The 25,970-nt window shown below is 70.8% G+C and carries 30 protein-coding genes; 13 read left to right on the top strand and 17 right to left on the bottom strand.

Annotation, left to right across the window (positions count from 1 at the left end; all coding sequences use genetic code 11):
• The first annotated feature begins 113 nt into the window (after positions 1-113).
• Complete coding sequence (gene pruA, locus MJQ72_RS03540) at positions 114-1,751, top strand: L-glutamate gamma-semialdehyde dehydrogenase (RefSeq protein ID WP_240597627.1); 1,638 nt, start codon at positions 114-116, stop codon at positions 1,749-1,751.
• Between the two features lie 16 nt (positions 1,752-1,767).
• On the top strand, positions 1,768-2,697 hold the full coding sequence (locus MJQ72_RS03535; protein WP_240597624.1) for a proline dehydrogenase family protein: 930 nt from the start codon (positions 1,768-1,770) through the stop codon (positions 2,695-2,697).
• A gap of 82 nt (positions 2,698-2,779) precedes the next feature.
• On the opposite strand, the gene MJQ72_RS03530 is transcribed toward MJQ72_RS03535, so the two are convergent.
• Positions 2,780-3,136 (bottom strand): co-chaperone YbbN, encoded by a 357-nt coding sequence (locus MJQ72_RS03530; RefSeq protein WP_240597622.1) that lies wholly within the window; start codon positions 3,134-3,136, stop codon positions 2,780-2,782.
• Between the two features lie 90 nt (positions 3,137-3,226).
• On the opposite strand from MJQ72_RS03530, the gene MJQ72_RS03525 reads away from it, so the two are divergent.
• On the top strand, positions 3,227-3,469 hold the full coding sequence (locus MJQ72_RS03525) for a DUF2630 family protein (RefSeq protein WP_016333014.1): 243 nt from the start codon (positions 3,227-3,229) through the stop codon (positions 3,467-3,469).
• A 102-nt stretch (positions 3,470-3,571) separates the two neighbouring features.
• Here the strand turns inward: MJQ72_RS03525 and MJQ72_RS03520 are convergent, their stop codons facing one another.
• The 10 genes from MJQ72_RS03520 to MJQ72_RS03475 form a co-directional block, all read right to left on the bottom strand.
• Positions 3,572-5,092: an alpha/beta hydrolase gene (locus MJQ72_RS03520; RefSeq protein WP_240601245.1), complete on the bottom strand. Its 1,521-nt coding sequence runs from the start codon at positions 5,090-5,092 to the stop codon at positions 3,572-3,574.
• Between the two features lie 108 nt (positions 5,093-5,200).
• Positions 5,201-6,280 (bottom strand): ATP-dependent DNA ligase, encoded by a 1,080-nt coding sequence (locus MJQ72_RS03515; protein ID WP_240597619.1) that lies wholly within the window; start codon positions 6,278-6,280, stop codon positions 5,201-5,203.
• Positions 6,281-6,308: 28 nt separating this feature from the next.
• On the bottom strand, positions 6,309-6,896 hold the full coding sequence (locus MJQ72_RS03510) for an alkaline shock response membrane anchor protein AmaP (protein WP_240597617.1): 588 nt from the start codon (positions 6,894-6,896) through the stop codon (positions 6,309-6,311).
• On the bottom strand, positions 6,893-7,429 hold the full coding sequence (locus MJQ72_RS03505; RefSeq protein ID WP_240597614.1) for a DUF6286 domain-containing protein: 537 nt from the start codon (positions 7,427-7,429) through the stop codon (positions 6,893-6,895). The genes MJQ72_RS03510 and MJQ72_RS03505 overlap by 4 nt, the downstream gene beginning before the upstream one ends.
• A 14-nt stretch (positions 7,430-7,443) precedes the next feature.
• Positions 7,444-7,800 carry an Asp23/Gls24 family envelope stress response protein gene (locus MJQ72_RS03500; RefSeq protein ID WP_240597612.1) on the bottom strand — a complete coding sequence of 119 codons (357 nt, stop codon included), beginning with the start codon at positions 7,798-7,800 and terminating at the stop codon, positions 7,444-7,446.
• Positions 7,797-7,973: a hypothetical protein gene (locus MJQ72_RS03495; protein ID WP_005157087.1), complete on the bottom strand. Its 177-nt coding sequence runs from the start codon at positions 7,971-7,973 to the stop codon at positions 7,797-7,799. The genes MJQ72_RS03500 and MJQ72_RS03495 overlap by 4 nt, the downstream gene beginning before the upstream one ends.
• Entirely contained in the window at positions 7,973-8,434 is a 462-nt protein-coding gene (locus MJQ72_RS03490) for an Asp23/Gls24 family envelope stress response protein (RefSeq protein WP_240597610.1), read from the bottom strand. The genes MJQ72_RS03495 and MJQ72_RS03490 overlap by 1 nt, the downstream gene beginning before the upstream one ends.
• Before the next feature lie 134 nt (positions 8,435-8,568).
• Entirely contained in the window at positions 8,569-8,994 is a 426-nt protein-coding gene (locus tag MJQ72_RS03485) for a hypothetical protein (RefSeq protein ID WP_240597608.1), read from the bottom strand.
• Positions 8,994-9,551 carry an RNA polymerase sigma factor gene (locus MJQ72_RS03480; RefSeq protein ID WP_240597606.1) on the bottom strand — a complete coding sequence of 186 codons (558 nt, stop codon included), beginning with the start codon at positions 9,549-9,551 and terminating at the stop codon, positions 8,994-8,996. The genes MJQ72_RS03485 and MJQ72_RS03480 overlap by 1 nt, the downstream gene beginning before the upstream one ends.
• Positions 9,548-10,294 carry a pyrimidine reductase family protein gene (locus MJQ72_RS03475; protein ID WP_240597604.1) on the bottom strand — a complete coding sequence of 249 codons (747 nt, stop codon included), beginning with the start codon at positions 10,292-10,294 and terminating at the stop codon, positions 9,548-9,550. The genes MJQ72_RS03480 and MJQ72_RS03475 overlap by 4 nt, the downstream gene beginning before the upstream one ends.
• 97 nt (positions 10,295-10,391) lie before the next feature.
• Here MJQ72_RS03475 and zapE point away from each other — a divergent pair, with 97 nt between their 5' ends.
• Positions 10,392-11,426, top strand: coding sequence for a cell division protein ZapE (zapE, locus tag MJQ72_RS03470; RefSeq protein WP_240597603.1), 1,035 nt, complete (start codon positions 10,392-10,394; stop codon positions 11,424-11,426).
• Here the strand turns inward: zapE and MJQ72_RS03465 are convergent.
• The gene (locus MJQ72_RS03465) at positions 11,380-11,985 is read right to left on the bottom strand and encodes a phosphatase PAP2 family protein (protein ID WP_240597594.1); all 606 of its coding nucleotides are present in this window, start codon (positions 11,983-11,985) and stop codon (positions 11,380-11,382) included. The genes zapE and MJQ72_RS03465 overlap by 47 nt on opposite strands.
• Positions 11,986-12,055: 70 nt before the next feature.
• On the opposite strand from MJQ72_RS03465, the gene MJQ72_RS03460 reads away from it, so the two are divergent.
• Positions 12,056-12,931, top strand: a complete 876-nt coding sequence (locus MJQ72_RS03460) for an FAD-dependent oxidoreductase (RefSeq protein WP_240597591.1) — start codon at positions 12,056-12,058, stop codon at positions 12,929-12,931.
• 264 nt (positions 12,932-13,195) lie between these two features.
• Here MJQ72_RS03460 and MJQ72_RS03455 read toward each other — a convergent pair whose 3' ends face one another.
• Positions 13,196-14,557: a DUF2252 domain-containing protein gene (locus tag MJQ72_RS03455; RefSeq protein ID WP_240597589.1), complete on the bottom strand. Its 1,362-nt coding sequence runs from the start codon at positions 14,555-14,557 to the stop codon at positions 13,196-13,198.
• Positions 14,558-14,588: 31 nt separating this feature from the next.
• Positions 14,589-15,791: an ornithine--oxo-acid transaminase gene (rocD, locus tag MJQ72_RS03450; protein WP_240597588.1), complete on the bottom strand. Its 1,203-nt coding sequence runs from the start codon at positions 15,789-15,791 to the stop codon at positions 14,589-14,591.
• A gap of 156 nt (positions 15,792-15,947) precedes the next feature.
• Here rocD and MJQ72_RS03445 point away from each other — a divergent pair, with 156 nt between their 5' ends.
• Genes MJQ72_RS03445 through MJQ72_RS03435 form a run of 3 tightly spaced genes read left to right on the top strand, consistent with a single transcriptional unit; the run spans position 15,948 to position 19,884 of the window.
• The gene (locus MJQ72_RS03445) at positions 15,948-16,802 is read left to right on the top strand and encodes a PPK2 family polyphosphate kinase (RefSeq protein WP_240597585.1); all 855 of its coding nucleotides are present in this window, start codon (positions 15,948-15,950) and stop codon (positions 16,800-16,802) included.
• Between the two features lie 20 nt (positions 16,803-16,822).
• Positions 16,823-18,937 (top strand): alpha/beta fold hydrolase, encoded by a 2,115-nt coding sequence (locus tag MJQ72_RS03440; protein ID WP_240597582.1) that lies wholly within the window; start codon positions 16,823-16,825, stop codon positions 18,935-18,937.
• Positions 18,934-19,884: an LLM class F420-dependent oxidoreductase gene (locus MJQ72_RS03435; RefSeq protein ID WP_240597579.1), complete on the top strand. Its 951-nt coding sequence runs from the start codon at positions 18,934-18,936 to the stop codon at positions 19,882-19,884. The genes MJQ72_RS03440 and MJQ72_RS03435 overlap by 4 nt, the downstream gene beginning before the upstream one ends.
• A 51-nt stretch (positions 19,885-19,935) precedes the next feature.
• Here the strand turns inward: MJQ72_RS03435 and MJQ72_RS03430 are convergent, their stop codons facing one another.
• Complete coding sequence (locus MJQ72_RS03430) at positions 19,936-21,012, bottom strand: NAD(P)/FAD-dependent oxidoreductase (RefSeq protein ID WP_240597577.1); 1,077 nt, start codon at positions 21,010-21,012, stop codon at positions 19,936-19,938.
• A gap of 87 nt (positions 21,013-21,099) precedes the next feature.
• Between MJQ72_RS03430 and MJQ72_RS03425 the strand changes: the two genes are divergently transcribed.
• Positions 21,100-21,525 (top strand): MarR family winged helix-turn-helix transcriptional regulator, encoded by a 426-nt coding sequence (locus tag MJQ72_RS03425; RefSeq protein WP_072027882.1) that lies wholly within the window; start codon positions 21,100-21,102, stop codon positions 21,523-21,525.
• Position 21,526: 1 nt separating this feature from the next.
• Here the strand turns inward: MJQ72_RS03425 and crcB (MJQ72_RS03420) are convergent, their stop codons facing one another.
• Positions 21,527-21,901, bottom strand: coding sequence for a fluoride efflux transporter CrcB (crcB, locus tag MJQ72_RS03420; RefSeq protein WP_240597576.1), 375 nt, complete (start codon positions 21,899-21,901; stop codon positions 21,527-21,529).
• Positions 21,898-22,308 (bottom strand): fluoride efflux transporter CrcB, encoded by a 411-nt coding sequence (gene crcB / locus MJQ72_RS03415; protein ID WP_240597575.1) that lies wholly within the window; start codon positions 22,306-22,308, stop codon positions 21,898-21,900. Before crcB (MJQ72_RS03415) ends, crcB (MJQ72_RS03420) begins: the two co-directional genes overlap by 4 nt.
• A 171-nt stretch (positions 22,309-22,479) precedes the next feature.
• Here crcB (MJQ72_RS03415) and MJQ72_RS44580 point away from each other — a divergent pair, with 171 nt between their 5' ends.
• The 4 genes from MJQ72_RS44580 (at position 22,480) to MJQ72_RS03400 (ending at position 25,928) form a co-directional block, all read left to right on the top strand.
• A complete protein-coding gene (locus MJQ72_RS44580; protein ID WP_005157133.1) occupies positions 22,480-22,611 on the top strand; it encodes a hypothetical protein in 132 nt (43 codons plus the stop codon).
• Entirely contained in the window at positions 22,612-23,802 is a 1,191-nt protein-coding gene (locus tag MJQ72_RS03410) for a cupin domain-containing protein (RefSeq protein ID WP_240597573.1), read from the top strand.
• Positions 23,803-23,887: 85 nt separating this feature from the next.
• A complete protein-coding gene (locus MJQ72_RS03405) occupies positions 23,888-24,850 on the top strand; it encodes a sucrase ferredoxin (RefSeq protein WP_240597571.1) in 963 nt (320 codons plus the stop codon).
• Positions 24,851-24,884: 34 nt separating this feature from the next.
• Positions 24,885-25,928 (top strand): hypothetical protein, encoded by a 1,044-nt coding sequence (locus MJQ72_RS03400; RefSeq protein WP_240597568.1) that lies wholly within the window; start codon positions 24,885-24,887, stop codon positions 25,926-25,928.
• Positions 25,929-25,970 lie beyond the last annotated feature (42 nt).

The raw sequence follows: 25,970 nt of genomic DNA, 5'->3' as shown, positions 1-25,970 counted from the left end.
TCGGACAAGATGGTCACCCTGATTCTAGCCAGTCGGACAAGCCGTGGCGAAGCCGTCCGGTCTACCGTTCGGGGTGAGACCTCTATCCGGCGAAGTGAAGTCAGGAGCAGTCAGTGGACGCCGTGACCCAGACCCCCGCCCCGAAGAACGAGCCGGTGCTGAACTACGCGCCGGGCAGCGCTGAGCGCGCTGAACTCGAGGGCGCGCTCAAGTCGCTGGGCAACGCCGACCCCATCGACATCACCGCGACGATCGGTGGTGAGCAGCGCAAGGGCGGCGGCGAGAAGATCGAGGTCGTCCAGCCGCACAACCACAAGGCGGTGCTGGGCGTCATCCACAGCGCGACCGCGCAGGACACCCACGACGCGATCGCCGCCGCCAAGGCCGCCGCCCCCGGCTGGCGCGCGCTGTCCTTCGACGACCGCGCCGCGATCATCCTGCGCGCCGCCGACCTGCTCGCCGGCCCGTGGCGCGCCAAGCTGAACGCCGCCACCATGCTCGGCCAGTCGAAGACCGCCTTCCAGGCCGAGATCGACTCCGCCTGCGAGCTGATCGACTTCTGGCGCTTCAACGTCGCCTTCGGCCGTCAGATCCTCGCCGAGCAGCCGGTCAGCTCGCCCGGTATCTGGAACCGGATGGAGCACCGCCCGCTCGAGGGCTTCGTGTACGCCATCACCCCGTTCAACTTCACCGCGATCTCCGGCAACCTGCCGACCGCGCCCGCGCTGATGGGCAACGTCGTGCTGTGGAAGCCGTCGCCGACGCAGAGCTACGCCGCGCACATGCTGATGCGGCTGCTCGAAGAGGCCGGTATGCCGCCGGGCGTGATCAACCTGCTGCCGGGTGACGGCAAGGCCGTCTCCGAGGTCGCCCTGACCCACCGCGACCTGGCCGGGATCCACTTCACCGGTTCCACCGCGACCTTCCAGCACCTGTGGGCCACCGTCGGCGCCAACATCTCCGGCTACCGCACGTACCCGCGCCTGGTCGGCGAGACCGGCGGCAAGGACTTCGTGCTCGCGCACGCCTCCGCCGACGTCGACATCCTGCGCACCGCGCTGATCCGCGGCGCCTTCGAGTACCAGGGCCAGAAGTGCTCGGCCGCGTCCCGCGCGTACGTCCCGCGCTCGCTGTGGGCGAGCCTGAAGGACGACCTGGTCTCCGAGACCGAGGCCATCACCTACGGCGACGTCAACGACCTGGGCAACTTCGGTGGCGCCGTGATCGACCGCCGCGCCTTCGACAAGCACGCCGCCGTGCTGAAGAGCGCGGCCGAGGACGCCGAGATCGAGGTCATCGCCGGTGGCACCGCCGATGACAGCGTCGGCTACTTCGTGCGCCCGACGATCCTGGTGTCGGACAACCCGAACCACGAGATCTTCCGCACCGAGTACTTCGGCCCGATCCTCGCGCTGCACGTGTACGACGACAGCACCGACGAGGGCTTCGACAAGGTGCTGAAGCTGGTCGACGAGACCGCCGACTACGCGCTCACCGGCGCGGTCATCGCGAACGACCGCACCGCCGTGGCGAAGGCGTCCGAGGCGCTGCGCTTCGCCGCCGGCAACTTCTACGTCAACGACAAGCCGACCGGCGCGGTCGTCGGCCAGCAGCCCTTCGGCGGCGGTCGCGCGTCCGGCACCAACGACAAGGCCGGTTCGGTGTTCAACCTGCTCCGCTGGACGAGCCCGCGCTCGGTCAAGGAGACCTTCGTGCCGCCCACCAGCGTCCGTTACCCCCACCAGGGCTGAGAACCAGGAGTTCGTGATGTTGCGTGCCCCGTTGCTCGCCGCCGCTCGATCCCAGCGGATGCGCAAGCTGGTCGAGGTCGTCCCCGCCACCCGATCGGTGGTGAGCCGGTTCGTCGCCGGCGCGAAGACGCCCGACGCCGCCCGGGTGGTCCGCGGACTGGCCGACGACGGCCTCCGGGTCACCCTCGACCACCTCGGCGAGGACACCACCGACGCCGAGCAGGCCGCGACGACCGTCCGCGCCTACGAGGAGCTGCTGACCGCGCTGGCGGCCGACGGCCTCGCGTTCGGCGCCGACGTGTCGGTGAAACTGTCCGCGGTGGGCCAGTTCCTGCCCGCCGACGGTGAGAAGGTCGCGCTGGAGAACGCCCGCAAGATCTGCGCGGCGGCCGAAGCGGTCGGGGCCACGGTGACCCTCGACATGGAGGACCACACCACCACCGACTCGACGCTGGGCATCCTCAAGGAGCTGCGCACCGAGTACCCCTGGGTCGGCGCGGTGCTGCAGGCCTACCTGCGGCGCACCGAGCAGGACTGCCGCGACCTGGCGACCGAGGGTTCCCGCGTCCGGCTCTGCAAGGGCGCGTACGCCGAACCCGAGGAGGTCGCGTTCCAGGACAAGTCCGAAGTGGACAGGTCCTACGTGCGCTGCCTGAAGATCCTGATGCAGGGCAAGGGTTATCCGATGGTCGCCTCGCACGACCCGCGGATGATCGCGATCGCCGAGAAGCTCGCGGCCGACGCGGGCCGCAAGGCGGACGACCACGAATTCCAGATGCTGTACGGGATCCGTCCCGAAGAGCAGCGCCGGATCGCGGGCGACGGCAAGACGATGCGCGTCTACGTCCCCTACGGCGACGAATGGTACGGCTATTTCATGCGCAGGCTGGCGGAACGCCCGGCGAACCTGGCGTTCTTCCTGCGCGGACTCGCCACCAGGGGCTGACCCGGCCCCGGTGGCACAGTTCCGCTGAAGTACAAAGGGGCCCTTCCCGGGCGAAATCCGCCGGGAAGGGCCCCTTCTTTCGTCAGGCTTCTTGCGCGTCTTCCTTGAGCTTGTCCATGTCGATGTCGCGTGCCTGCTGGATGAGGTCTTCGAGCGTCTTCTCCGGGAGCGCGCCGGGCTGGGCGTAGATCACCGTCTTGTCGCGGATGACCGCGAGGGTGGGGATCGAGCGTACGTCGAAGGCGGCGGCCAGCTGCTGCTCGGCCTCGGTGTCGACGCTCGCGAACACGATGTCGTCGTGGTTCTCCGACACCTTCTCGTAGGTCGGCGCGAACTGACGGCACGGCATGCACCAGCCGGCCCAGAAGTCGATGATGACGAAGTCGTTGTCCGACACGACCTGGTCGAAGTTGGCGGCGGTCAGCTCCACTGTGCTCATGCCCGGCGTAACGAATCGGGCGGTACGCGCATTCCCGTGAGTGCGCGTAGCGTCTCGGATGGAGCAACCCACGTTTCGCGGGAGGTGCGTATGGCCGACGGGGACATCCTCAGCCGGATCGACGAGCTGGTCAGCGAGGAGCACGAACTCCGTTCGCGGGCGATCGGCACCGGGCTCAGCTCGGACGACCGGTCCCGCCTCGCGAGTGTGGAGCAGCAGCTGGACCAGTGCTGGGACCTGCTGCGGCAGCGGCGGGCGCGGGTCGAGTTCGACGACGACCCGGATCAGGCCACGGCGCGTCCGGTGTCCGAGGTGGAGTCTTACCGGCAGTAGCGCTTCGCGCGGCTGAAGGACGCTTTCCCCGCATGTCACGCGGTGAAGGGCGCTTTCGTCGCATCACATGCGGTGAAAGCGTCCTTCAGCCCCCGCGACGGGTCAGGCCGGGCAGAGGGTCCCGTCCACGGGCACCTTCCCGTCGATCAGGAACGCCCGCGTCGCGTCCGCGACACACGGCGACAGGCTCAGCGCCCCGTGCCCGGCACCCTGCCAGGTGATCGTGACCGCGCTCGGCATCTGGTCGGCGGCCCGGCCGGTGCCCTGTTCCGGGGTGACCGGGTCGGTCGCGGTGCCCGCGACGAGCATCGGCGGCGCACCGGGCGCGCCCGCGGGCGGGAGCGGTTCGCGGCGCACGGGCCACGGGCTGCACCAGGCCAGTTGCTGCGCGGCGAAGACACCGAACTGCGGGTACTTGTCGCGCAGCGTCGTGGTCACGCGCGTGAGTTCCTCGGCCGAGAGCCGGGTCGCGCTGTCATTGCACTTGGTCGCGAGCGTGCCGTCCAGTCGCGAAGGCCGCGCCCGGGAGTCCTTCAGCACCGGTTCGGCGAACGCGGCCAGCGGGGTGACGTCGCCGGTCTGCGCGGTCTTGAGCGCTTCGGCGAGTTCCACCCAGCGCGAGCGCTGCGCGAGCCCGGAGTAGATGGCGTACAGGGCGATCCCCGGCGTGATCTCCGTGCCGTCGGTGGTCGTCGCGGAGGCGGAGCGGAGCCGGTCCGCGACGGCGGACACGGCCGAGCGGGCGTCGCCGATCGGGCAGCCCCTCGCGATGCAGTCGGCGCCGAAAGCGTCGAGGGTGGCCTGCGCGCTCGCGGCGACCTGTTCCTGCACCGCGGCCGCGTCGGGGGCCGGATCGGGCAGCCCGTCGAGCATCACGCGGCCGACCTGCGCCGGGAACCGCACGGCGTATTCGGCGAGGACCTTCGAACCGTCGCCCCGTCCCAGCGCGTGCAGTTTGTCCATGCCCAGTTGCTCGCGGAGTTCTTCGAGGTCGCCCGCCGCCCGCCAGCTGTCCATCGCGACCTGCGAGTCGTCCAGTTCGATCGCGCATTGCTGACCGGCCTTGCGCGCCGCGTCGACGACGCCTTCGAGGTCGGCGGCCGTCGGGTCGCCGCTCAGCAGATCGGTGCGGATCTCCGCCGGGATGCACTGCACCGGCGCGGACGACCCGGTCCCGCGCCGGTCGACGCCGACCAGGGAGAACTTCTGCAGGAACTCGGGCGGCAGCGTCGCGGCCAGCCGCGCGGCGTACAGCGACCCCGGCTCACCGTCGACGTCGTTCACCACGACGAGCGGGATCGGCCCGCCGCCGGTCTTGACCACCGACAGCCGCGAGAGCCCTCGGCCCGGCAGGTCCGGCGCGTCGAGCGTCGTGGCCACCCTGGCGCAGGAGAACTTCAGTGTGTCCGGCACGGACGGCTGGCCCAGCCGCTGCCGGGTCGCCTCGTCGCAGTCCTCCCATTTGATCGACGGCGACCGGGGTTCGGCGAGCGGCGGCAGCGGCACCTGCTGCGCCGTCGTCTGGCCGCCGGGATCCGGCTTGCCGTCGTTGTCGATCACCGCGGGCCGGACCGACGGCCCGGCGGTGCAGCCCGCGAGCACGGCCGCGACCACGGTCGTCATCAGGAACAGCCGTGGCGTGCGGCGGGCGGTGCTCACGGGCTGGTCCTCACTTCCAGGGCATGACAAAAGCTCGGAACAGAGCTTCGCAGGTCGGATGTCAGGACACGGTTAGCGGGTGCGTTTCACCTCGCCGCGGAACACGGCGTCCAGGTCGTAGCGGGCGACCTCGTCGAGCTGGGCGTAGGTGCAGGAGTCCGGTTCGCGGTCGGGGCGCCAGCGTTTGAACTGCGCGGTGTGGCGGAACCGCGACGGATATCCGCCTTCCGTGTGCTCGTAGCCGACCTCGACCACCTTTTCCAGTTTCAGCGGCACCCACGGGGCTTCCTTCGCCTTCCACCGGGTGATCCCGCCGGGGATCCGCTGGTGCTCCCGCACGTTGTCGCCCAGCCAGGGGTGATCGGCCCCGTCGGTGATCAGCGGCGCCAGCTCCTCGGCCAGTTCACGCCGCCGGGTAACCGGGAACGAGCCGACGACACCGGGATGGTGCAGCACGCCGTTCTCGTCGTAGAGCCCGAGCAGGAACGAGCCGACCAGCTCGCCCGGCTCGCCGTCTACATGCCAGCGCAGCCCCGCGAGCACGCAGTCGGCGGTGCGCGAGTGCTTGTACTTCAGCAGCACGCGTTTGCCTGGCGTGTACGGCTCGTCGAGCGGCTTGCCGATGACCCCGTCGAGCTCGGCGCCCTCGAACAGCTCGAACCAGTGCCGCGCGACCGCCGGGTCCGCGGTGGCCGGGGTGAGATGGATCCCGTCGGAGGCGAGTTTCTCCAGCCGTTCCCGCCGTTTCGAGGTCGGTTCGTCCAGAAAGGACTCGTCGCCGAGTGCCAGCAGGTCGAACGCGACGAACTCCGCCGGGGTCTGTTCCGCCAGCAGCTTGACCCGGCTCTCGGCGGGGTGGACCCGGTCGGTGAGCGCGTCGAAGTCCAGCTTCCCGCCCCGGGCGACCACCAGTTCGCCGTCCAGCACGATCCGGTCGGGCAGCGTCGCCTTCAACCGCTCGACGACCTCGGGGAAGTACCGGTTCAGCGGTTTCTCCGACCGTGACTGCAGGGTCAGCTCGTCGCCGTCGCGGAACACCAGGCAGCGGTACCCGTCCCATTTGGGCTCGAACAGCAGCCCGCCGGAATCGGGGATCGCCTTCGCCGGTTTGGCGAGCATCGGTTTGACCGGCGGCGTCAAGGGAAGCGACATGACGGCCATTCTTGCCGCACCGGCGCGGTCAGCGCACCCGTTGCGGTGCCGTCGTGTCGAGTTCGATCCGGACGGCGGTCGGCAGCACGTCCACGCCGAGCGATTCCCGCGCGCGGGCCAGCACGGTGTGGTCGAGCTGTTCCCAGACCCGTTTCAGGTCGGTGCCCTCGACGAGCCAGAGCGTGATCCGCAGCGCCGGGTTCTCCTTGTCGCCGACCGCGCGGACCCGGGCGCGCCCGACCCCGTCGACCGTCTCGGCGTCGAGGCGGACGGCCTCGGAGATGGCCGAGGAGGTCACCACCAGGTCGTCGTCGAGTTCGAGGTCCGGGCGGCCTTCCGGGCGCAGCGACCGGAAGAACCACCACAGGCCCAGCCACAGCAGGAGGAGGCCGAGCACGATCGCACCGATACGGCCGGCGAGCGCGTGCCGCGACAGCCAGTCGAGGGCGATCGGGTCCACGAGCGGCCGGTCGGCGCGGTACGTGCCGAGCCAGCCCGCGCCGACCACCAGCGCCGCCGCCCCGCCGAGCAGCGCGAGGAGTCCGATGAGGACGGTCAGCGTCCGTTCCGTGCCGGTGGACCGGCCGAGTGCCTTGGCGGAGACCGAACGGGTCATCGGCGGTCCTTCGGGGAGTCGACGACGACCGACACCTTCGGCCGCCGCACCAGCGGGACGTCGTCGAGCAGGCCGGAGACCGTCTCCAGCAGCCGCGGCCGCAGCTCGCCTTCGGTTTCCAGCCTGCTCGTCGCGCGGACACGGATCTTCTTGGCGGTGGCCGTGACCTTCGCGCCCGCGACGTTGTCCTGCGCGCGCACCGTCACCCCGACCAGCCTCGCCAGCGAACGCGGCGACGTGGTCACGCTGACCTCGTTCGCCGGATCGGTCAGCCGGATGGCCCGCCGCCCGGCCGAGGCGGCCGCCACGATCAGGAGCAGCCCGACGACCGCGACGGCGATCGAGAGGTACCGGACCGCCGGATCACTCCAGGACAGCTCCGCGAGCCTGTCGCGCCAGTCGTCCCACGGGACGAACAGCGGCCCGCGTCCCGGCCGCCACCAGCCCCAGCCGACCTCCAACGCGAGCAGGACCCCGGCGGCGGCCAGTGCCAGCCCGATCAGGGCCGACAGCAGGCGGACGATCACACGCATGCGGTTCGCTCCTTCTAACGGACGCGGGGCGCGATGTCGGGCAGGAGCGCGGACACCGTCACCGAGACGTCCCGGACCTGGTACGAGGTGATCCGCTCGACCTCCTCGGTGACCTTGGCGCGCAGATCGCCGACGATCCGCCGCACCGGCGCCGGGTAGTGCAGCGCCACGTCGAGCACGAGATCGACGTCGTTGCCCTCACCGCCGACCTTCGCGCTCGCGCCGTGCGTCCCCAGCCCGAGCCCGGCGATCCGCCGCTCGGCGCGCGTGGTCCCGTCGACCTGGTCCGCGGCGTGCTGCGCGATCTTGCGGACCACGGCCGGCGCGATGGTGAGGGTGCCGCGGTCCTCCGGTTCGGCCGGGAGGGTCATTTGTCGCGGCCCCGGCCGAACAGGTCGCCGAGGTCGAGTTCGCCGTCGAGCACGCGGCCGAGGACGAGGCCGATGACGCCGACGGCCAGCGTCACCAGGAACGCGGTGAAGCCCTGGGTCGCGGCGAGGCCGAGGATGAGGCCGGCGAGCAGGCCGGTCTGGGTCCCGTTCATCACTCGACCCGCGAGGACTCGGTCTCGCCGCCGTTCTCGTCGGGCAGGTGGATGTCGTTGACCGCGATGTTCACCTCGATCACCTCGAGGCCGGTGATCTGCTCGACCTGGCCGATCACGTTGCGGCGCACCGCGCGCGCGACGTCGACGATGCGGGCGCCGTACTCGACGACCACGTCGAGGTCGATCGCGGCCTGCTTCTCGCCGACCTCGACCGACACGCCGGACGTGGTGACCGTGCCGGAGCCGGGGATGCGCTCGCGGATCGCGCCGAAGGCCCGCGAGACGCCGCCGCCCAGCGCGTGGATCCCGGTCACCTCGCGGGTGGCGAGACCCGCCACCTTCTGCACCACCACCGACGAGATCGTGGTCTTGCCGGCGGCTCCTTCCTCGTTGAGGGACGACCCCGACCCAGCCCCCACCGAGGGGGTGTCGGGCTTGCTCGCGCTCGGCTGCGCCATGAAGTTCGCTCCTTCTCGGCCTGTGCCGCGCGACCTGCGCGCGCGGCGGTCCCTACGCTCTCACCGACCAGGACACGCGCGCATGCCGAGCCGTCACGCGATGTCCCCCGGATGGGGTAATCAGTTGCGGGGGTTCAGTCCGGGTGGACGTCGACGACGTGGACGTTGATCGTGGGCGGGGCCGACCCGAGCTGGCCGGTCAGCGCCGCGCTGACCCGCTGCCGCAACAGGTCCGCGACGGCCGCCTCGACGCCGAACCGGATCGTCACCAGCACCTGGAGCACGTCCTCTTCGAGCGCGACGGCCGAGACGTGGACCCCGCCGAGCTCGCGGCCGATCTCGGCGGCGAGGCTTCTGGTCATCAGCACCAGCGCCCGTTCCGACACCTGGGTCTTGCCGCCCGACGAGGGCAGATCGAGCGGGGCGGTGGTGTGCCCGCCGCGGACGCCGCCGACCGAGCGGAGCACGCGTTCGACGAGCCCCGGCGGCGTCGGCACCGGACGGCTCGCGGCGGCGCGCACCTGCTGCCACCGGGGGTCGTCGCGCGGATCCTCGCTCATCACCGTTCCCCGGGTCGGAAGTTGTCGCCGAGTTTCGCCAGCAGCGCCACCCGCGCGCGGTGCAGGCGGGCGCGCAGTGCGGGCACGCTGACTTCCAGCACCTCGGCCACCTCTTCGTAGGTCAACCCCTCGAATTCTCGCAGAATCAGCGGGATCCGCTGGCCGACGTCGAGTTCGGCGATCGCGCGCAGCACCGTGCCGACCTGTTCGGCGCTCACCACGTACCCCTCCGGACCAGGCACGACACCCGCGTCGCCCTCGTCGAGCGGCACCGTCGGTTTCCGGCGCCGGACCGTGCCGAGCGCGCCGTTCGTCGTCACCCGGTAGAGCCAGGTCGACACCGCCGATTCGAACCGGAAGCCGGGCAGCGCGCGCCACGCGGAGAGCCAGGCCTCCTGGACGACGTCCTCGGCTTCCGACGAGCTGCCGGTGATCCGCAGCGCCACCCGGTACATCCTGGCCGTGTGCCGCCGGACCAGGATGTCGAAGGCGCCGTGGTCCCCGCCGGCGGCCCTGGCCGCCAGTTCCTCGTCCGGAACCGGCACGGCCTCGCTCACCCGCCCTCCCGGCGGCGATAACGCAGCATGGTGAAGCCGTCTTCGAAGAGCACGGACGCGAGGTCCATCCGCCGCGGTTCCGGGGCCGGGCGGCCGTCGGCGATCCGGCGCTCGCCCGCGCCCGCCAGCAGCGGGGCGACGGTCAGGCACAGCTGGTCGACCAGGTCGGCCGCGATCAGGTCGGCGAACAGCGCCGGCCCGCCCTCGCAGTCGATCCGGCGCAGCCCGCGTTCGTTCAGCAGCGCGAGCGCGCGGTGGAGGTCGACGTCCTGGGTCCCGGCGACGAGCACCTCGGCGCCGGCGCGCTCCAGCGCCGCCCAGGGCGCCTTTTCGGTGGTGATGACGATCGGCGGGACCTTGGTGTCGGTGAACAACGGGCCTTCCGGGTCGAGTTCACCGGAACGGGTCACCACCGCGATCGGCGGCACTTCGGACAGCCCGAGCGAGACCCGGCGGGCGGCGCGTTCGGGAGTGATCCGCGCGCCGCGGTAGCCCTCGGCGCGCGCCGTGCCGGCGCCGACCAGGATCACGTCGGAAAGCAGCCGCCCCATCACGAAGATCCGCTTGTCGGCGGGGGAGGAGAGCCCCTCGGACAGCTCGTCGACCGCCACCGCGCCGTCGGCGGAGCTGACGAAGTTGACCTGGACCCAGGGGCGGGTCAGGCCTTCCGGATACCCGTAGAGCCGTTCGAGGTCGCCATCGGAGACGGGTTCCGCCGGTGTCGTTGGCCACAAAAGCTGCACACCGCCATCCCAGCACGCGCCCGACGGCACCGCTGAGCGGGGATACGCCCGGTCAGGGAGAGTGAACCCGCGACGACGGTGCCGTTACGCTCGGCGAATGCCCGCCCGCCTGATCGATCGCCGTCCGGAGCTGTCCGCCGACGAGCTGATCACCGCGCTCGTCCCGCCGCCGAGGTTCGACGCGGTCCGGTTCTCCACTTATGTGCCCAATCCGGACGAGCCGAGCCAGGCACAGGCCGTCGTCGACTGCGGCGCGTTCGCGAAGCGCGTGGCGGAGGCCTCGAACCGGAAGCCGAAGTCGAAGCTGCGCGCGCTGTTCGGCGGCGGGGACGAGGCGCCGTCCGGGCCGATGGGGCTCTATCTCGACGGCGGTTTCGGTGTCGGCAAGACGCACCTGCTCGCCTCGACCTGGCACGAGACGCCGTCGCCCAAGGCGTACGGCACGTTCGTGGAGCTGACCCACCTCGTCGGCGCGCTGGGCTTCGCCGAGGCGGTGCGGCGCCTGTCGGAGCACCGGTTCCTGGCGATCGACGAGTTCGAACTCGACGACCCCGGCGACACGATGCTCGTCACCCGGCTGCTGCAGGAGCTGATCTCGGCCGGGGTGTTCGTCGCGGCGACCTCCAACACGCTCCCGGACAAACTCGGCGAAGGCCGGTTCGCCGCCGCGGACTTCCTGCGCGAGATCCAGTCGTTGTCCGCCCGGTTCGGTGTCTGCCGCGTCGACGGCCCGGACTACCGCCACCGCGGCCTGCCGGACGCGCCGCCGCCCGCGAGCCCCGAGGAGCTGGAAGCCTCCGCCGCCACCCATCCCGAGTCCACTGTGGACGATTTCGACGCGCTGTGCGAGCACCTCGGCAAGCTGCACCCTTCGCGCTACGGCAGGCTTCTCGACGGCGTGACCCGGGTGCATCTGCGCGACATCCACCCGGTGCCCGACCAGAACGTCGGATTGCGGCTGGTCGCCTTCGCCGACCGGCTCTACGACCGCGCGATCCCGCTGGTGGTCTCCGGCGAGCCGGTGCCCGAGCTGTTCACCGAAGAGATGGTGAACGGCGGCTACCGCAAGAAGTACCTGCGCGCCGTCAGCCGTCTGACGGCACTGGCGCGCGACGCCGTGCAGCCCAGGTGAGCAGGACCCACGTGGCGCACACGGTCGCGACGGCGAACAGCGTGCCGCCCACGACGTCGGTCAGGTAGTGGTAGCCGAGGCCGATCATGCCGATCGTCACGCCGCAGAGCACCACCGCGCCCACGGTCGCGATCACCGCCGTCGCGACGCCGGGGCGGGCGAGCAGGACGAGCACGGTCAGCACCGCGACCAGCGCGACGGTATGCCCGCTGGGGTAGGCGAGGTAGGTGTACTTCCAGCGGTCGAAGAGCGGTTTGAGGACCCAGGTGTTCGCGAGGATCGCGACGAGCGGGCCCACGATGGTCAGCACCGCTTCGAGCCTGCGGCCGCCGATCAGGCACAGGACGGCGAGGACCGCGACCGGGATCAGGACGTAGGCCTCGGTCGGCAGCACGAGGAGCCGTAGGAGGACGGTGTCGGGGCCGAAGCTGCGCTCCACCCACTTGACGGCGAGTTCGTCGGGGCCGGAGAGACCTTCGCCGGAGACCAGCACCCCGAGCACGACCATGATCACGGCGCACGTCACCGCGACCAGCCCGTACGGCGCTCTTCCGCTCATCCGGCGAGATTACGTGACGGGTGATCAGTCACCATGCAGGGACGGCTCGCGAGGACGAAGGGGGCTTTCGATGCGGATCACGGTGGTCGGCGGCGGGGTGATCGGGCTGAGCTGCGCGCACCGGCTGGCGGGCGCCGGGCACGACGTCACGGTGCTCACCGACGCCGCACCGGGGGAGACGACCTCCGCGGTCGCGGGTGGCGTGCTGTTTCCACCGCTGGCGGCGAACTCCGACCGGGTCGACCGCTGGACCACGACGAGCGTCGAGGAGTACCGCACCCTCGGTGCTCCCGGGATCCGCATGCTCCGGGGGACCTACATCGTCCCGCGCGAGGCGGCGCCGCCGTCGTGGGCGCTGGCCATGCCGGGCCTCGACCACGAACCCGGGCGGCTCACCTTCACCACCGCGCTGGTCGACACCCCGGTGTACCTCGCCTGGCTCGCCGGGGAGGTCGCCGCGCTGGGCGTGCGGACCGAGTATCGCACCGTGTCGCGTTTGGCCGACCTCGACGCGGATCTCGTGGTGAACGCCGCCGGGCTCGGCGGGGGACGGCTGGCGGGCGACGGCACGGTGGTGCCGGTCGGCGGCCAGGTCGTCCACCTCGCCGATCCGGGGCTGACCGAATGGATCGTCGACGGCTCGACGCCGGTGCTGCGGCACGTGATCCCGCACGGCCGTCACGTCGTCTGCGGTGGCACGCAGGAGCCCGGCCGCGATTCGGTCGAGCCGGACCCCGGCGTGACCGCCGACATCGTGCGCCGGTGCCGCGAACTCGTGCCCGCGCTGGCCGACGCGCCCGTGCTGGGCGCGAAGGTCGGCTTGCGGCCGTTCCGGCCCGAGGTGCGGCTGGAGCGGGAGGGCCGCGTCGTGCACTGCTACGGGCACGGGGGCGCGGGGATCACGGTGGCCTGGGGTTGCGCCGACGATGTCCTGGCCCTGGTCTAAGCCCGCATTTAGTCCTCTAAATGCGGCAGGGGGTGCTCGGGGTCGTGAGGGCCCAACGGTGTCGTAGATACCTACTGGCGATGTTGCGTGTCTGGATGGACGACACACGTGATCAGATGGACGACACGCGTGCCTGGGCGGGCTCTCCGTTTGTCGTCCACTCCATCACGTGTGTCGTCCGTCGGATCACACATGCCGTCCGATCAGTCACGCGAAGTGCCGGATCGGTTTGTCCCCCGACCGCCCCCTACCGCATTTAGAGGACTAAACGCGGCCGAAGGCGGCGAAGTCCGCTTCGGTCTGATCCGCATACCGCACGGCGTAGGCCCCGATGGCCTCATCGAGGTCTTCGTCGTCCTCGAAGTACCCCGCCAGCATCCGCGGATGCAGCGATCGCGCGTGCGCCCGCGCCAGCAATGCGCCGGCCAGGCGGCCGTAGTCGTCGAGGTGGTCCTTCTTCAGCTCCGCCGGATCGATGTCGCCCTTGAGGTTCCGGAACTGCCGCACGATGTACGGCACGCCGTCGATGGTCGTCCAGCCGAGCAGGATGTCGGTTTCAGCCTGCACGAGCCGCGCGCCTTCGACGATCCGGCGGCCCTCGTGCTCCGGGGCGGGCAGGCCGAGGAATGGCGCGAGCGCCGACGGGACGGCCTGTTTCACTTGCAGCACGAGGTCTTCGCCCGAGTTCCCGTGCAGCAGCGCCACATAACTGCGCAGCCCGACGCTCCCGGTGCCGACCACCCGGAAGGCCACATCGGACACCCGGTACCGCGAGAGCAGCGTCCGCCGCGACTCACGCAGCGTGTCCACATAGGACACCAGCCCGGCGACGACGGCTTCGGCGGTCGCGTCGTCGACGTGCGTGAGCACCGGTGGGTCTTCGACGAAGCGGTGCCGTTCGAGGCCGGTCTCGTGGTCGTCGATCCGCCTGGTCCACTTCGCGGTGACCTTGGCGCTGGTGTTCTTCCGCGCCTTCTCGGCCGCTTCCTCGAAGTCGTCGATCAGATCGTGCGCGCGCACCTTGCTCAGCACCGACGCGTCCGGCAACGCGTTCCACGACCGCAGGAACGGCAGCTCCGCCAGCCCCCGGATGGTGCGCCGGTACGACTTCACCGCGTCCTCGGCGGCTTCACGGCAGCCGGATTCACCGATGCCGCCCTCGCGCCCGGCCAGGACGAGACTCGCGGCGAGCCGTTTGAGATCCCACTCCCACGGTCCCGGCACCGATTCGTCGAAATCGTTGATGTCCATGACGATCTGGCCTTCGGGCGTGCCGTACAGCCCGAAGTTCGCGGCGTGCGCGTCGCCGCAGAGCTGCGCCGTCAGCCCGGAAGACGGCGAACCAGCCAGATCGGCGGCCATCAGCCCGGCGGCCCCGCGATAGAAGGTGAACGGCGACGCGAGCATGCGCTCGCGCCGCAGGTCCACCAGTTCCGGCAGGCGGCCTTCGTTGCTCCGCGCGAAGAACTCCGCCACACTCGGCCGTCCTTCGCCCGCCGCCGCGTGATCGTGCGCGGACGTCGGCGCCTCGGCCCGCAGCGCCTTACCCCTGGCGGACCAGTCCTCCGGCGACACCGTCTCGGTGCCGACCAGCGGCCGCTCCACCCACTCCCGCTCTTCTCCCATGGACAGGCAACGTACAACCCGTCCGAAAGGTTCACCGCGTCTCGACGACCTCCGTGATCGCGTCGATACCGCGGTCGAGCTCCTCGCGGCTGATCACCAGCGGCGGCGCGATCCGCAGCGTGTGGTCGTGCGTCTCCTTGCACAGGACGCCGCGTTCGGCGAGCGCGGTGGACGCCTCGCGGCCGGTCGGCCCGCCGGGCGCGATGTCGATCCCGGCCCAGAGCCCGCGCCCGCGGACCTCCGCCAGCCCGTTGCCGACCAGTTCGCCGAGCCGCGAGTGCAGGTGGGCGCCCAGTTCCCGCGAGCGCTCCTGGAACTCGCCGGTCTTCAGCAGGCCCACGACGGCACGGCCGATCGCGCAGGCGACCGGGTTCCCGCCGAAGGTGGAGCCGTGCTCACCCGGCCGCAGCACGCCGAGCACGTCCTTGCTCCCGACGACCGCCGAGACCGGCATGATGCCGCCGCCGAGCGCCTTGCCCAGCGTGTAGACATCGGCGCGGACGCCTTCGTGGTCGAGCGCGAGGACGGTGCCGGTGCGGGCGAGACCGGACTGGATCTCGTCGGCGATCAGCAGGACGTTGTGCTCGTCGCACAGCCGTCGCGCCTCGGCGAAGTAGCCGGCGGGCGGCACGATCACGCCTGCCTCGCCCTGCACCGGCTCCAGCAGGACCGCGGCGGTGCGTTCGGTGATGGCGTCGCGCAGCGCTTCGGCGTCGCCGTACTTGACCGTGACGAAGCCCGGCGTGAACGGGCCGAAGTCGGCGCGCGCGGTCTCGTCGGTGGAGAAGGACACGATGGTGGTCGTGCGGCCGTGGAAGTTGGAGCCCGCGACGACGATCTCCGCGGTCCCGTCGGGCACGCCCTTGACCCGGTACGCCCACTTCCTGGCGATCTTCACCGCGGATTCGACGGCTTCGGCGCCGGAGTTCATCGGCAGGGTCATCTCGGTGCCGGTCAGCTCGGCGAGCTCCCGGCAGAACAGCCCGAGCTGGTCGTGGTGGAAGGCGCGCGAGGTCAGCGTCACCCGGCCGAACTGCTCGACCGCGGCGGCGACGAGCCCGGGGTGCCGGTGCCCGAAGTTCAGCGCCGAGTAGCCGGAGAGGAAGTCGAGGTAGGTCTTGCCCTCGACATCGGTGACCGAGGCGCCTTCGGCGGTGGCGATCACCACGGGCAGGGGGTGGTAGTTGTGCGTGCTCCACTGCTCGTCGAGCGCGATGAAGTCGGCGGTCGTCATGCGTTCAGGTTAGATGCCCGTCCGGCGGCTTTCATCCGGGAAACGTTGCTTTGACCCGTTGTTCGTTGCGTATCGACTCCATCGAGTGGCGAAATCGTGCAGCGGCGTCGTCGATCACCGGAGGCGAGCTGCCCGGACCGCGGTTATGGTCGCCGGATGGCGAAAAAGGACACCGTCTCCGTCCGGGACACGCTGAGGATCGGCAAGGGCGGCGAGCGGCACCACCCGGGCACGTTCCCGATCGGGCCGAACAAGAAGCCCAAGGGGCTCAAAGACCTCGCGGACGCCGGAGGCAGGCTCGCCGAGCTGCAAGAGGCGTTGTACGCGGAGGGCGTCGGCGGCGGGAACCGGAGCCTCCTGCTGGTCCTGCAGGGGATGGACACCTCCGGCAAGGGCGGCACGGTGGGCCACGTCCTCGGGCTCGTCAACCCGATGGGCGTGCGGTACGCCGGGTTCAAGAAGCCGACCGCGGCCGAGCGGCGTCACCACTACCTGTGGCGGATCCGCAAACAGCTCCCCGGGCCGGGGCAGATCGGCGTCTTCGACCGTTCCCACTACGAGGACATCCTGGTCCCGCGCGTGCAGAAGCTGGTGCCCGCGGCGGAATGGCGCAAGCGCTACGCCGAGATCAACGCGTTCGAGAAGGAGCTGACCGAGGCGGGCACGACCATCGTGAAGGTCTTCCTCGACATCTCGCCGGAGGAGCAGCTGAAGCGGCTCAAGGCGCGGCTGGAGACCCCGGCGAAGTGGTGGAAGTACAACCCCGCCGACCTCGACGCACGCGCCCAGTGGAACGACTATCAGAAGGCGTACGCCGACATCTTCGCCAAGACCTCGACGGCGGCCGCGCCCTGGTACGCCGTCCCGGCCGATCGCAAGTGGTATCGCAACTGGCTGGTCGCGCGGCTGCTGATCGAGACGATCGAGGGGATGGACCCGAAGTTCCCGCCCGCCGACTTCGATCCCGAGACGGAACTGAAGAAGCTGGAAGGCGTTGGCGTCTCCGGTTGATCGTCTGAGAGAGTGCGGAGGTGACCGACACCAGCCTCGAAGATCTCCCGTTCCTTCGCCGTCAGGCCCGCACCCAGCGCTTCACCCTCGGCGCGCCCAAAGAGTTCAAGGTCGCCCCGGACGGCTCCCGCATCCTGTTCCTGCGGACCGAGTCCGGGACGGACCCGCGGCACAGCCTGTGGTCGTTCGACGTCGCGTCGGGCGAGGAGACGAAGCTGGTCGACGCGGCCGAACTGCTGCCCGGTGAAGAGGATCTGCCGCCGGAGGAGCGTGCCCGCCGCGAGCGCAGCCGGGAGACCGGCGGCGGCGTGGTCGGCTACGCGGTCGACGACGCCTTCACCGTCGCCGCGTTCTCGCTCTCGGGCAAGCTCCACACCCTCGACCTGGCCACCGGCGAGGTCGCGGTGCTGGTCGACGGTTCGGTCGTCGACCCGCGGCCCAGCCCGGACGGCACGCACGTCGCCTACGTCCGGGACCGGCGCCTGCGGGTGATCGAGCGGGCCACCGGTGAAGATCGCCTGCTCGTCGACGAGGCGGGGGAAGACATCGCCTGGGGGCTCGCGGAGTTCATCGCGGCCGAGGAGATGGGCCGCACCCGCGGGTACTGGTGGTCGCCGGACGGGAAGAGCCTGCTGGCCGAGCGGTCCGACCGGGCGGCCGTGCCGCGCTGGACGATCGCCGATCCGGCCAACCCGCAGTCGGCGGCCAACGTCGTCGCGTATCCGGCCGCGGGCACCACGAACGCGGACGTGACGCTGGCGATCCTCGGCCTCGACGGTTCCCGCGTCGACGTCACGAAGACCGGCTGGGAGTACCTGGCCGCGGTGCACTGGTCCGCCGCGGGCAAGCCGCTGCTGTCGGTCCAGCCGCGTGACCAGCGGAAGCTGGAGATCCAGGCGGTCGACCCGGCGACCGGTTCGGTCGAGGTGCTGCACACCGAGACCGACGAGCACTGGGTCGAGCTCACCGCGGGTGTCCCGGCGTGGACCGCCGACGGCCGTCTGGTGCGCGAGAGCGCCGCCGACGGCGACCACCGGCTGGTCGTCGACGGCGTGGCCGTCACCCCGCCGGGACTGCAGGTGCGCTCGATCCTGCACGTCGGCGACGAGGTGCTGTTCAGCGCGTCGGAGGCCGACCCGACCCAGATCCACGTCTTCCGCACCGAGGGCGGCGAGCTGCGCCGTCTGTCCACTGAGGACGGTGTGCACGTCGGCTCCGGGAACGCGGCGTTGACCGTGCTCTCGTCGTGGAGCCTGGAGCGCAGCGGCCCGGTGGTGACCGTGGTGTCCGGTGAGAAGACGGTGGCGCGCATCGGTTCGTACACCGTGGATCCCGACGTCGTGCCGAACCTGACCTGGCTGACGCTGGGGGAGCGGGGCCTGCGTGCCGCGCTGGTGCTGCCGACCGGGTACGAGGAGAGCGAGGGCAAGCTCCCGGTGCTGCTCGACCCGTACGGCGGCCCGCACGCCCAGCGTGTCCTGCAGACCCGCAACGCCTTCCTCACCCCGCAGTGGCTGGCGGACCAGGGTTTCGCGGTGCTGGTCGCCGACGGTCGCGGCACCCCCGGCCGGGGTTCGGCCTGGGAGAAGGAGATCGCGGGCAAGCTCGCCGACGTCACCCTCGCCGACCAGGTCGACGCCCTGCACGCGGCGGCCGCGCTCCATCCGGAACTGGATCTGGAACGGGTCGCGATCCGCGGCTGGTCCTACGGCGGTTACCTGTCCGCGCTGGCCGTGCTGCGCCGACCGGACGTCTTCCACGCCGGCGTCGCGGGTGCCCCGGTGACCGACTGGTCGCTGTACGACACGCACTACACCGAGCGTTACCTCGGGCTGCCGCAGGAGGAAACGGCCGCCTACGAGCACAATTCGCTGATCGCCGGAGCCGGCGACCTCTCGCGGGCGCTGCTGATCGTGCACGGACTGGCCGACGACAACGTTTTCGTCGCCCACTCGTTGCGCCTGTCGTCGGCCTTGCTGGCCAAGGGACGCGCGCACGTGTTCCTGCCGCTGGCCGGCGCGACGCATATGACGCCGCAAGCCGAAGAGGTCGCGGAGAACCTGATGCGCACGCAGGTGGACTGGATCGTGCGTGAGCTGTCCGGTGCCGCGGTCAAGAGCGAGGAGAACGCATGAAACGGTGGGGCATCACCATTCCGCTGACCGGGGTGCCGCTCGCGGCGCACGAGGAGATGGTGCGGGAGCTGCCGGATCTCGGCTACACCGACGCGTGGTCGGCCGAGACGGCGGGCCACGACGCCTTCACCCCGCTGGTGCTGGCCTCGCAGTGGGCGCCGCAGCTGCGGCTGGGCACCGCGATCGTGCCGGTGTACACGCGCGGGCCCGGGCTGCTGGCGATGAGCGCGGCGACCGTCGCGGAACTGGCGCCCGGCCGGTTCGTGCTCGGCATCGGCGCGTCGTCGCCGGTGATCGTGAAGAACTGGAACGCCGCCGAGTTCGAGGCACCGTTCGCGCGTTCGCGGGATACTCTGCGCTTCCTGCGCTCGGCGCTGGCGGGGGAGAAGGTCACCGAGGAGTACGAGTCGTTCTCCGTCAGCAAGTTCCGGCTGGAGCGGCCCGCCGACCCGCCGCCGTCGATCATGCTCGCCGCGCTGCGGCCGGGCATGCTGCGGCTGGCCGCGAAGGAGGCCGATGGCGCCATCACCAACTGGCTCGCCGCGTCCGACGTGCCCAAGGTCCGCGCGGAGATCGGGCCGGACGTCGAACTGGCCGCGCGGATCTTCGTGTGCCCCACCGAGGACGAGAACGCCGCGCGCGGGCTCGGGCGGATGCTCATCTCGAGCTATCTCACCGTGCCGGTGTACGCCGCGTTCCACGAATGGCTCGGCCGGGGCGACGCGCTCGCGCCGATGCACGAGGCGTGGGCGGCGGGCGACCGGCAGAAGGCGAACCAGGTCATCCCGGACGAGGTCGTCGACGACCTGATCGTCCATGGCAGCCTCGACTCCTGCCGCGAGCAGGTGCAGTCTTATGTGGACAACGGGCTGACGACGCCGATCATCGCGCTGCTGCCGACGGGGGAGGACCCGTTCGCGCACGTGCGTGGGTTGGCTCCGCGCTAAAGCCTCGTGAGTGGCGAGGACGGTTAGAACCGTCCTCGCCACTCACGAGCGTTAGGCGCCCCGGAACATCTCCTCGTACCTGGACGCCATCATGTGCGAACCCTTGATCTCCGAGGTCGTCGCCGCGTCCAGGATCCCGGTCTCCTCGGTGTAGGTCGCGCCCCCGGACGGCCCGAGCGGCAACGAGATCATCGGCGCGCCAGGGGTGTGCGCACGCAGCTCGCCGCCGTCGATCAGCGCCCGGATGTTGGCGACGACGACCTCCGCGTGGTCACCGGCCACCTTCGCGAGCTTCCCCTCCGGCAACGCGGTGATGTCGCCGAGCGCGAACACGCGGGGCTGCCCCGGCAGACGCAGCTCGGGCGTCACCTCGACCTGCCCGTTCGCCTGCCGTGCGGCGGCCAGTTCGCCGTCGAGGTACGCGGTGTGCGGCGCGCCGCCGTAGCACTGGAACCACAGATCGGCGGTCACCTCGCCGCCGCCGGTGAGCCCCGAGGTGAACGTCTTGGCCTGCCCGGGCTCCGACACGGGGGCCTCGGTCAGTGAAGTGCCGAGCAGGAGCTCGACGCCCAGGCCGTCGAGCTGCCGGAGGATCTCCGCGCGGAAGTCCTCCGGGAAGCCGGGCAGGATCTCCTTCGCCGGGTCGACGATCGTCACGGCCTTCTCCGGCCACACCGCCTTGATCTCGCCTGCCAGTTCGAGCCCCACCGGGCCCGCGCCGAGCAGCAGCACCTTCTCCGCTCCCGCGAGTTCTTCGCGCGTGGCGCGGATCTTCGCCTTCGCCGAAGCGCTGTCGTGGAAATCGATCTTCGCCGGGAACGGGTACGCCGAGCCGGTCGCCAGCACGACGTAGTCCGGCGCGAGCCGCTCACCCGACGCGAGCGTGACGCCGCTCTGGTCCACGCTCACCGCGCGGTCGCGCAGCACCCGTCCCCGTTCGAGAAGCCCCGCGTACGGGTAGAAGAGCCGATCCGTCCACTCGGGATCGACGAGCCCCCGCAACGCGGCGACGTGGTGGACGAAGTCCTCGCGCGGCTCGACGAGCACGACGTCGGTGAACGAGTCCAGCTCCTTGGCGACGGTCGTGCCGCCGTATCCCCCGCCGATGACGGCCACGGTCGTGGTCATGAGAATCCCCTAGTTCGTAGTACGTAATGTTGGTACTGCGAACTACAGTAGTTCGTACTCCGAACGATCGTCAAGTAGACTTCGGTCATGACCACGGCCGAAGACCTCGGATTCGCGACGGCGCTGGTGCGGCTTTCGCATCTCGTGCAGCGGGCTTTCATCGATGTCGGCCGGTCTCACGACCTCACGCCGCAGCAGGCGCAGCTGCTCTGCGTGCTGGCGCAGGGGGAGACGGGCGTCGGGATGACCGACCTCGGCAAGATGCTGAACCTCGAGAAGTCCAGCGTCACCGGCCTGGTGGACCGCGTGCAGCGGCGCGCGCTCGTCGAGCGGGTCGCGGATTCCTGCGATCGCCGCGCGCTGAAGATCACGCTGACGGAAGAGGGGCTCCGGCTGGCGAACGCCGCTCACGAAGGCGTCGTCGAGAAGCTGGAGGAGATGGCGGCCGACCTTCCGGTCGAGCAGCGTGAGGCGATCGCGGCGGCCGCGTGGCGGATGGCGCCCGAAGACTGAGTCAGTGCCACACGGCGGCGGCCAGCAGCAGTCCCGCGGCCGCCGCGGCCAGCCCGGCGAAGACCGTCACGCAGACGTTGACGACGGCGTGGAGCCGCGCCTTCTCCGTGACCAGGCGCAGGGTTTCGTACCCGAAGGTCGAGAATGTCGTGAGCCCGCCGCAGAATCCGACGGCCAGCAACGCGCGGACCTCGTCCGGCTGCCCGCCGTGCAGTGCCCAGCCGGTCAGCACGCCGAGGATCGCCGAGCCGACGACGTTCACCGTGAGCGTGCCCCACGGGAACGCGGAATTCCGCCACGCCTGGACGCGCCGGTCGGTCAGGTAGCGCAGGATCGCGCCGAGGCCGCCGCCGATCGCGACGAACAGAACGGTCATTTCCTCACCGCGCGGGTGATCTCGTGCCCGGCGTAGACCGCTACCAGCGCGGCGGCCACCGTGGCGGACGCGTACGCCAACCCGGTGAACGGATGTCCCGCCGTCACGAGATCGAGTGTGTCCGTCGCATAGGTCGAAAACGTGGTGTAGCCGCCCAGGATCCCGACCCCGAGGAACGGCCGCAGCAGTCTGTGCGGGTTCGTCGCCGCGGTCAGCAGCGCCATCAGGACGCCGATCAGCAGGCAGCCGGAAACGTTGGTGGCAAAGGTGGAAAGCGGGAACTGGGCCCGGGAATGAGGGATCGCGACCGAGAGGCCGTAGCGGGCCAGGCTGCCCAGCGCGCCACCCGCGCCGATGGCCGCGAGCACGTCCCATCGCGGGCGGGGGACGGATGCCGGATCAGCCATGAATGCCAGCTTAGAACCGCTGTCCGGGTGAACCGGCGCCACGGTGTCGAAGATCGCTCGCAAGGCCGTTTTTCCCTGCTGGACAGTGAATTTTCCGGAAACGTGTCGTAGGCTGGGCTGCGCTCCAGGCCGATTTTCGGTCCGTCCGCTCGTCTAGAAAAAGGTGGCAGGATGGCACAGGAACAGTCAGGTACGCAGGCTCCCGACAGCGGTTTGCTGCTGGAGGTCGAGAAGATCCCGACCGCGGTCGACCGCGGGAAGGCCAACGGCGCGGCCGCCGACAACGACGGCAACGACGGCTGAGTGCCCGAAACGCCGACGCTGGCTGACCTCGTGGCTCCGCTCGGGGTCAGCCAGTTCTTCCAAGACGTCCAGGGCGAGACCTACCGCCGTTTCGAAGGCCGCGCGGGCCGCTTCGCCGACCTGTTGCCGTGGTCGGCGCTGAACGCGATCCTCCGGCAGCATCGCCTGGAGTTCCCGCGGCTGCGCCTCGCGCTCGATGGCACCCCGGTGCCCATGGAGAGCTACACCGATCTCGTCCCCACCCGCCGCAGTGGCACCGTCCCCCGTCTGCAGGCCGCTCCGTTCACCGAGCACCTGCGCGGCGGCGCGACGATGGTGCTCGACGCCATCCAGGAACTCAGCGACCCGATCGGCGATCTCGCCAGGAGCCTCGAACACGACCTCCGGGAGAGCGTCCAGGTCAACCTCTACGCCGGCTGGGGCGTGACCCACGGTTTCGACGTGCACTGGGACGACCACGACGCGTTCATCATCCAGGTCGCCGGCCGCAAACGCTGGCGGATGCACGGCCCGACCAGGCCGGCGCCGCTGCATCGCGACGTCGAGCAGCCCGAGCGGCCCGGTGAGCCGATCGACGACTTCGTGCTCGAAGACGGCGACGTCCTCTACGTCCCGCGCGGGCACTGGCACGACGTCACCGCGGTGGGGGAGATGTCGCTGCATCTCACGCTCGGCTTCAGCCCGGCGACGGGGATCGACCTCGTCTCGTGGCTCGCCGACAAGCTGCGGGCGAGTACCACGTTCCGGCAGGACCTCCCGAGGTTCGGGACGGCGGAGGAGCGCGCGGCCCGCGCCGCGGCCCTGCGCGCGGAACTGGAAGCCACGCTGACCGTCGACGTCGTCGACCGGTTCCTCGCCGAACGCGACTCGGCGGCCCCAGCGCATCCGCGCGTCGGCCTGCCCTGGGCGGCGACCCCCGGCCTGCTGCCGGACGGAGACGAGACCGAAGTCCGGTTCCTCGTCCCGAGGGCGGTGCTCGAAGAAGACAGCGCGCGCGATGGCCGGGTGACCCTGCTCGCGGACGGGAAACGGTTCGTCTTCGCGGGCGCCGCGGCCCCGCTGCTGAAGGCGCTGCTCGACGGAACGCCGCAGGCGGTCAAACGACTCGCCGAGCTGTCCGAACTCGATCGGGGGACGGTGCGGGCCTTCCTCGGCGAGCTCACCACGCAGGGGCTGCTCTCGATCGGCTGAAGGTCACAGGAGACGAGAAGTGTGAAGGGAGCCCGGACGGGGTAAGCTAAGGCATGCCTAAGGTGAGGTCCGGAGGGGTCAGCCGATGACCGTTCAGCTCTCGGACACCCCAGCCCCGGACGGTCAAGCGCCGCCCGCCGCGTTGCCGGGCTGCGCCACCGTCGCGCGCATGCTCGGGGCGAGCCCCGCCGGCACCGCGGCGGACATGCGGTGCTGGCTGCTCATCGAGCAGCCGGGCCCCTGGCCCGCGGACGCGCTGGAGAACGTCCTCGACGAGGCCTTCCCCGCCGAGCGCCGTGAGCTGCTCGAGAACTTGAGACGGTCGCACGGGCTCCGTCCGCTGCTCATCCGCCGCCCCGGCAAACACCAGCGAGACCCGGATCGCCCGCGTTCGGTGTACGTCGGCGGGGGCGAACCGGGTAACCGCTGGCTGGAACGCCTCGAGCTCCACGACCTGGGCGAACTGGCCGCGCTGGACCTCGAAGCCGTCGCCGAGGGCACCGGCGGGCTGGGCACCCGGGTGGACGGGCCGCTGTTCCTGGTCTGCACCCACGGCACCAAGGACATGTGCTGCGCGGTCCTCGGCCGCCCGCTGGCTTCGACGCTCAACACCAACCACCCCGGCCGCGCCTGGGAGGTCAGCCACGTCGGCGGCGATCGCTGGGCGGGCAACCTGCTGGTGGTCCCCGACGGTTTCCTGCACGGCCAGCTCAACCCGGCCGAGGCGGCGCTCGTCGCCAAGGCCGCGCTGCGCGGCCAGGTCGAGCCGGAGCAGCTTCGCGGCCGGACGTCCGCCCGGACGGCGTGGGCGCAGTTCGCGGAGATCGCACTCCGGCGGAGGCTGGACCTGACCGGTCTGGACGACGTGCTCGCCGTCCAGGAGGAGCCGCTGCTCGAATCCGACGCGCGGGTCGTCACCGTGCGCGGCGGCGAGGACTTCTACTCGGTGACGGTGCGGCGACGCTCGACGGCGCCGCGCGGGGAGAGCCGGTGCGCGGGGCTGATCCAGCCCGCCGGGTACGTGGCCGAAGAGATCACGAAGCTCTGACAGAGCGAGGTTTTTCGCCCGATAGAGTGCTGTGGTGAAGCTCTTTGGCAGACGTGTGCCGCGGCCCGAGCCCGAACGTCGCACGCTGATCCTCGATCACTGTTATGACGACCTCGCGCTCGACGCGGCGCTCGATGGGCTGCGCGAAGGTGACCTTCGCGCGGCCCGAACCGTGTTGGCCGAATCTCGCGAGGACGCCGAGACCCGCGGCCTGCGGTTGGACCTGCTGGCGAAAGGGCTGGTCGGGCACGCTGACGAGATCGCGGATCTCGCCCGGCAGCACGACGAGCCCGAGCTGTGGCTGATGGCGGGCGCGGCCTATCTCGACGAGGCCATGGCGATCCGCGGCACCGGCTGGGCCGACGGCGTCGGCCAGGACCGCTTCAAAATGGTGCACCAGGTGGGTGCCAAGGCGATCGGCCCGCTGCACCGCGCCGCCGAACTGATGCCGGAAGACTCGACGCCGTGGGTCAACCTGATGTCGGCGGCGCTCGTCCTCAGCGCGCCCCGCGACCAGCGGGACGAGGTGTGGCGGGAAGCAGTCCGGCGGAGCCCGGCTCACTTCTCCGCGCATATGATCCGGCTTCAGACCCTGGCGCCTAAGTGGGGCGGCACCGAGGAGGAAATGCTGGCGTTCGCCCTCGAAACCGCGCGCGCCGCGCCGCCGGGCGACCCGTTGACCGCGATCCAGCCAGCCGCCTGCTTCGAGATCTACCTGATGGCGTCGAGGCAGCTGGACGACGACCGCCTCGACGAGTTCGAGAAGCGCTACTTTTCCAGCGAGCGCATGCAGGCGACGCTGGTGGCCGCGTCGGACCGCTGGCTGGCCGAGGAGAAGCCGCACTCGCGCGGTCTGCAGGCGCACCACTACTTCGCGGCCGCGTTCGCCTGCGGCGGCAACGCCGAGCGGGCCTTCCTGCATCTGCTCGGCACCAGGGACCGGTTCTACGGGCGGCCGTGGGCCTACCTCGACGGAAATGATCCGGAGGGCGTCTATCACCGGATGGTTGCCCGCTATTGGCCCCCGGACCTCCACCTGCGGTCGCCGATGGACCTCAGCCCGGTCTTTCCGGGCTGAGCCCCTTCTCACCCGCGTTCGAACATACGTTTGACACCCGTC

The organism is Amycolatopsis sp. EV170708-02-1, assembly GCF_022479115.1.
Lineage (GTDB): Bacteria > Actinomycetota > Actinomycetes > Mycobacteriales > Pseudonocardiaceae > Amycolatopsis.
Note: the sequence above shows the minus strand (reverse complement) of the source record. Positions and strands in the feature narration are given on the sequence as shown.

Excerpts from the sequence above, each read along its gene's own strand:
- MJQ72_RS03535 (WP_240597624.1), top strand. The coding sequence starts at position 1,768 with ATGTTGCGTGCCCCGTTGCTCGCCGCCGCTCGATCCCAGCGGATGCGC.
- MJQ72_RS03530 (WP_240597622.1), bottom strand. The coding sequence starts at position 3,136 with ATGAGCACAGTGGAGCTGACCGCCGCCAACTTCGACCAGGTCGTGTCG.
- MJQ72_RS03525 (WP_016333014.1), top strand. The coding sequence starts at position 3,227 with ATGGCCGACGGGGACATCCTCAGCCGGATCGACGAGCTGGTCAGCGAG.
- MJQ72_RS03520 (WP_240601245.1), bottom strand. The coding sequence starts at position 5,092 with ATGACGACCGTGGTCGCGGCCGTGCTCGCGGGCTGCACCGCCGGGCCG.
- MJQ72_RS03515 (WP_240597619.1), bottom strand. The coding sequence starts at position 6,280 with ATGTCGCTTCCCTTGACGCCGCCGGTCAAACCGATGCTCGCCAAACCG.
- MJQ72_RS03510 (WP_240597617.1), bottom strand. The coding sequence starts at position 6,896 with ATGACCCGTTCGGTCTCCGCCAAGGCACTCGGCCGGTCCACCGGCACG.
- MJQ72_RS03505 (WP_240597614.1), bottom strand. The coding sequence starts at position 7,429 with ATGCGTGTGATCGTCCGCCTGCTGTCGGCCCTGATCGGGCTGGCACTG.
- MJQ72_RS03500 (WP_240597612.1), bottom strand. The coding sequence starts at position 7,800 with ATGACCCTCCCGGCCGAACCGGAGGACCGCGGCACCCTCACCATCGCG.
- MJQ72_RS03495 (WP_005157087.1), bottom strand. The coding sequence starts at position 7,973 with ATGAACGGGACCCAGACCGGCCTGCTCGCCGGCCTCATCCTCGGCCTC.
- MJQ72_RS03490 (WP_240597610.1), bottom strand. The coding sequence starts at position 8,434 with ATGGCGCAGCCGAGCGCGAGCAAGCCCGACACCCCCTCGGTGGGGGCT.
- MJQ72_RS03485 (WP_240597608.1), bottom strand. The coding sequence starts at position 8,994 with ATGAGCGAGGATCCGCGCGACGACCCCCGGTGGCAGCAGGTGCGCGCC.
- zapE (WP_240597603.1), top strand. The coding sequence starts at position 10,392 with ATGCCCGCCCGCCTGATCGATCGCCGTCCGGAGCTGTCCGCCGACGAG.
- MJQ72_RS03465 (WP_240597594.1), bottom strand. The coding sequence starts at position 11,985 with ATGAGCGGAAGAGCGCCGTACGGGCTGGTCGCGGTGACGTGCGCCGTG.
- MJQ72_RS03460 (WP_240597591.1), top strand. The coding sequence starts at position 12,056 with ATGCGGATCACGGTGGTCGGCGGCGGGGTGATCGGGCTGAGCTGCGCG.
- MJQ72_RS03455 (WP_240597589.1), bottom strand. The coding sequence starts at position 14,557 with ATGGGAGAAGAGCGGGAGTGGGTGGAGCGGCCGCTGGTCGGCACCGAG.
- rocD (WP_240597588.1), bottom strand. The coding sequence starts at position 15,791 with ATGACGACCGCCGACTTCATCGCGCTCGACGAGCAGTGGAGCACGCAC.
- MJQ72_RS03445 (WP_240597585.1), top strand. The coding sequence starts at position 15,948 with ATGGCGAAAAAGGACACCGTCTCCGTCCGGGACACGCTGAGGATCGGC.
- MJQ72_RS03435 (WP_240597579.1), top strand. The coding sequence starts at position 18,934 with ATGAAACGGTGGGGCATCACCATTCCGCTGACCGGGGTGCCGCTCGCG.
- MJQ72_RS03430 (WP_240597577.1), bottom strand. The coding sequence starts at position 21,012 with ATGACCACGACCGTGGCCGTCATCGGCGGGGGATACGGCGGCACGACC.
- MJQ72_RS03425 (WP_072027882.1), top strand. The coding sequence starts at position 21,100 with ATGACCACGGCCGAAGACCTCGGATTCGCGACGGCGCTGGTGCGGCTT.
- crcB (WP_240597576.1), bottom strand. The coding sequence starts at position 21,901 with ATGACCGTTCTGTTCGTCGCGATCGGCGGCGGCCTCGGCGCGATCCTG.
- crcB (WP_240597575.1), bottom strand. The coding sequence starts at position 22,308 with ATGGCTGATCCGGCATCCGTCCCCCGCCCGCGATGGGACGTGCTCGCG.
- MJQ72_RS44580 (WP_005157133.1), top strand. The coding sequence starts at position 22,480 with ATGGCACAGGAACAGTCAGGTACGCAGGCTCCCGACAGCGGTTTGCTG.
- MJQ72_RS03405 (WP_240597571.1), top strand. The coding sequence starts at position 23,888 with ATGACCGTTCAGCTCTCGGACACCCCAGCCCCGGACGGTCAAGCGCCG.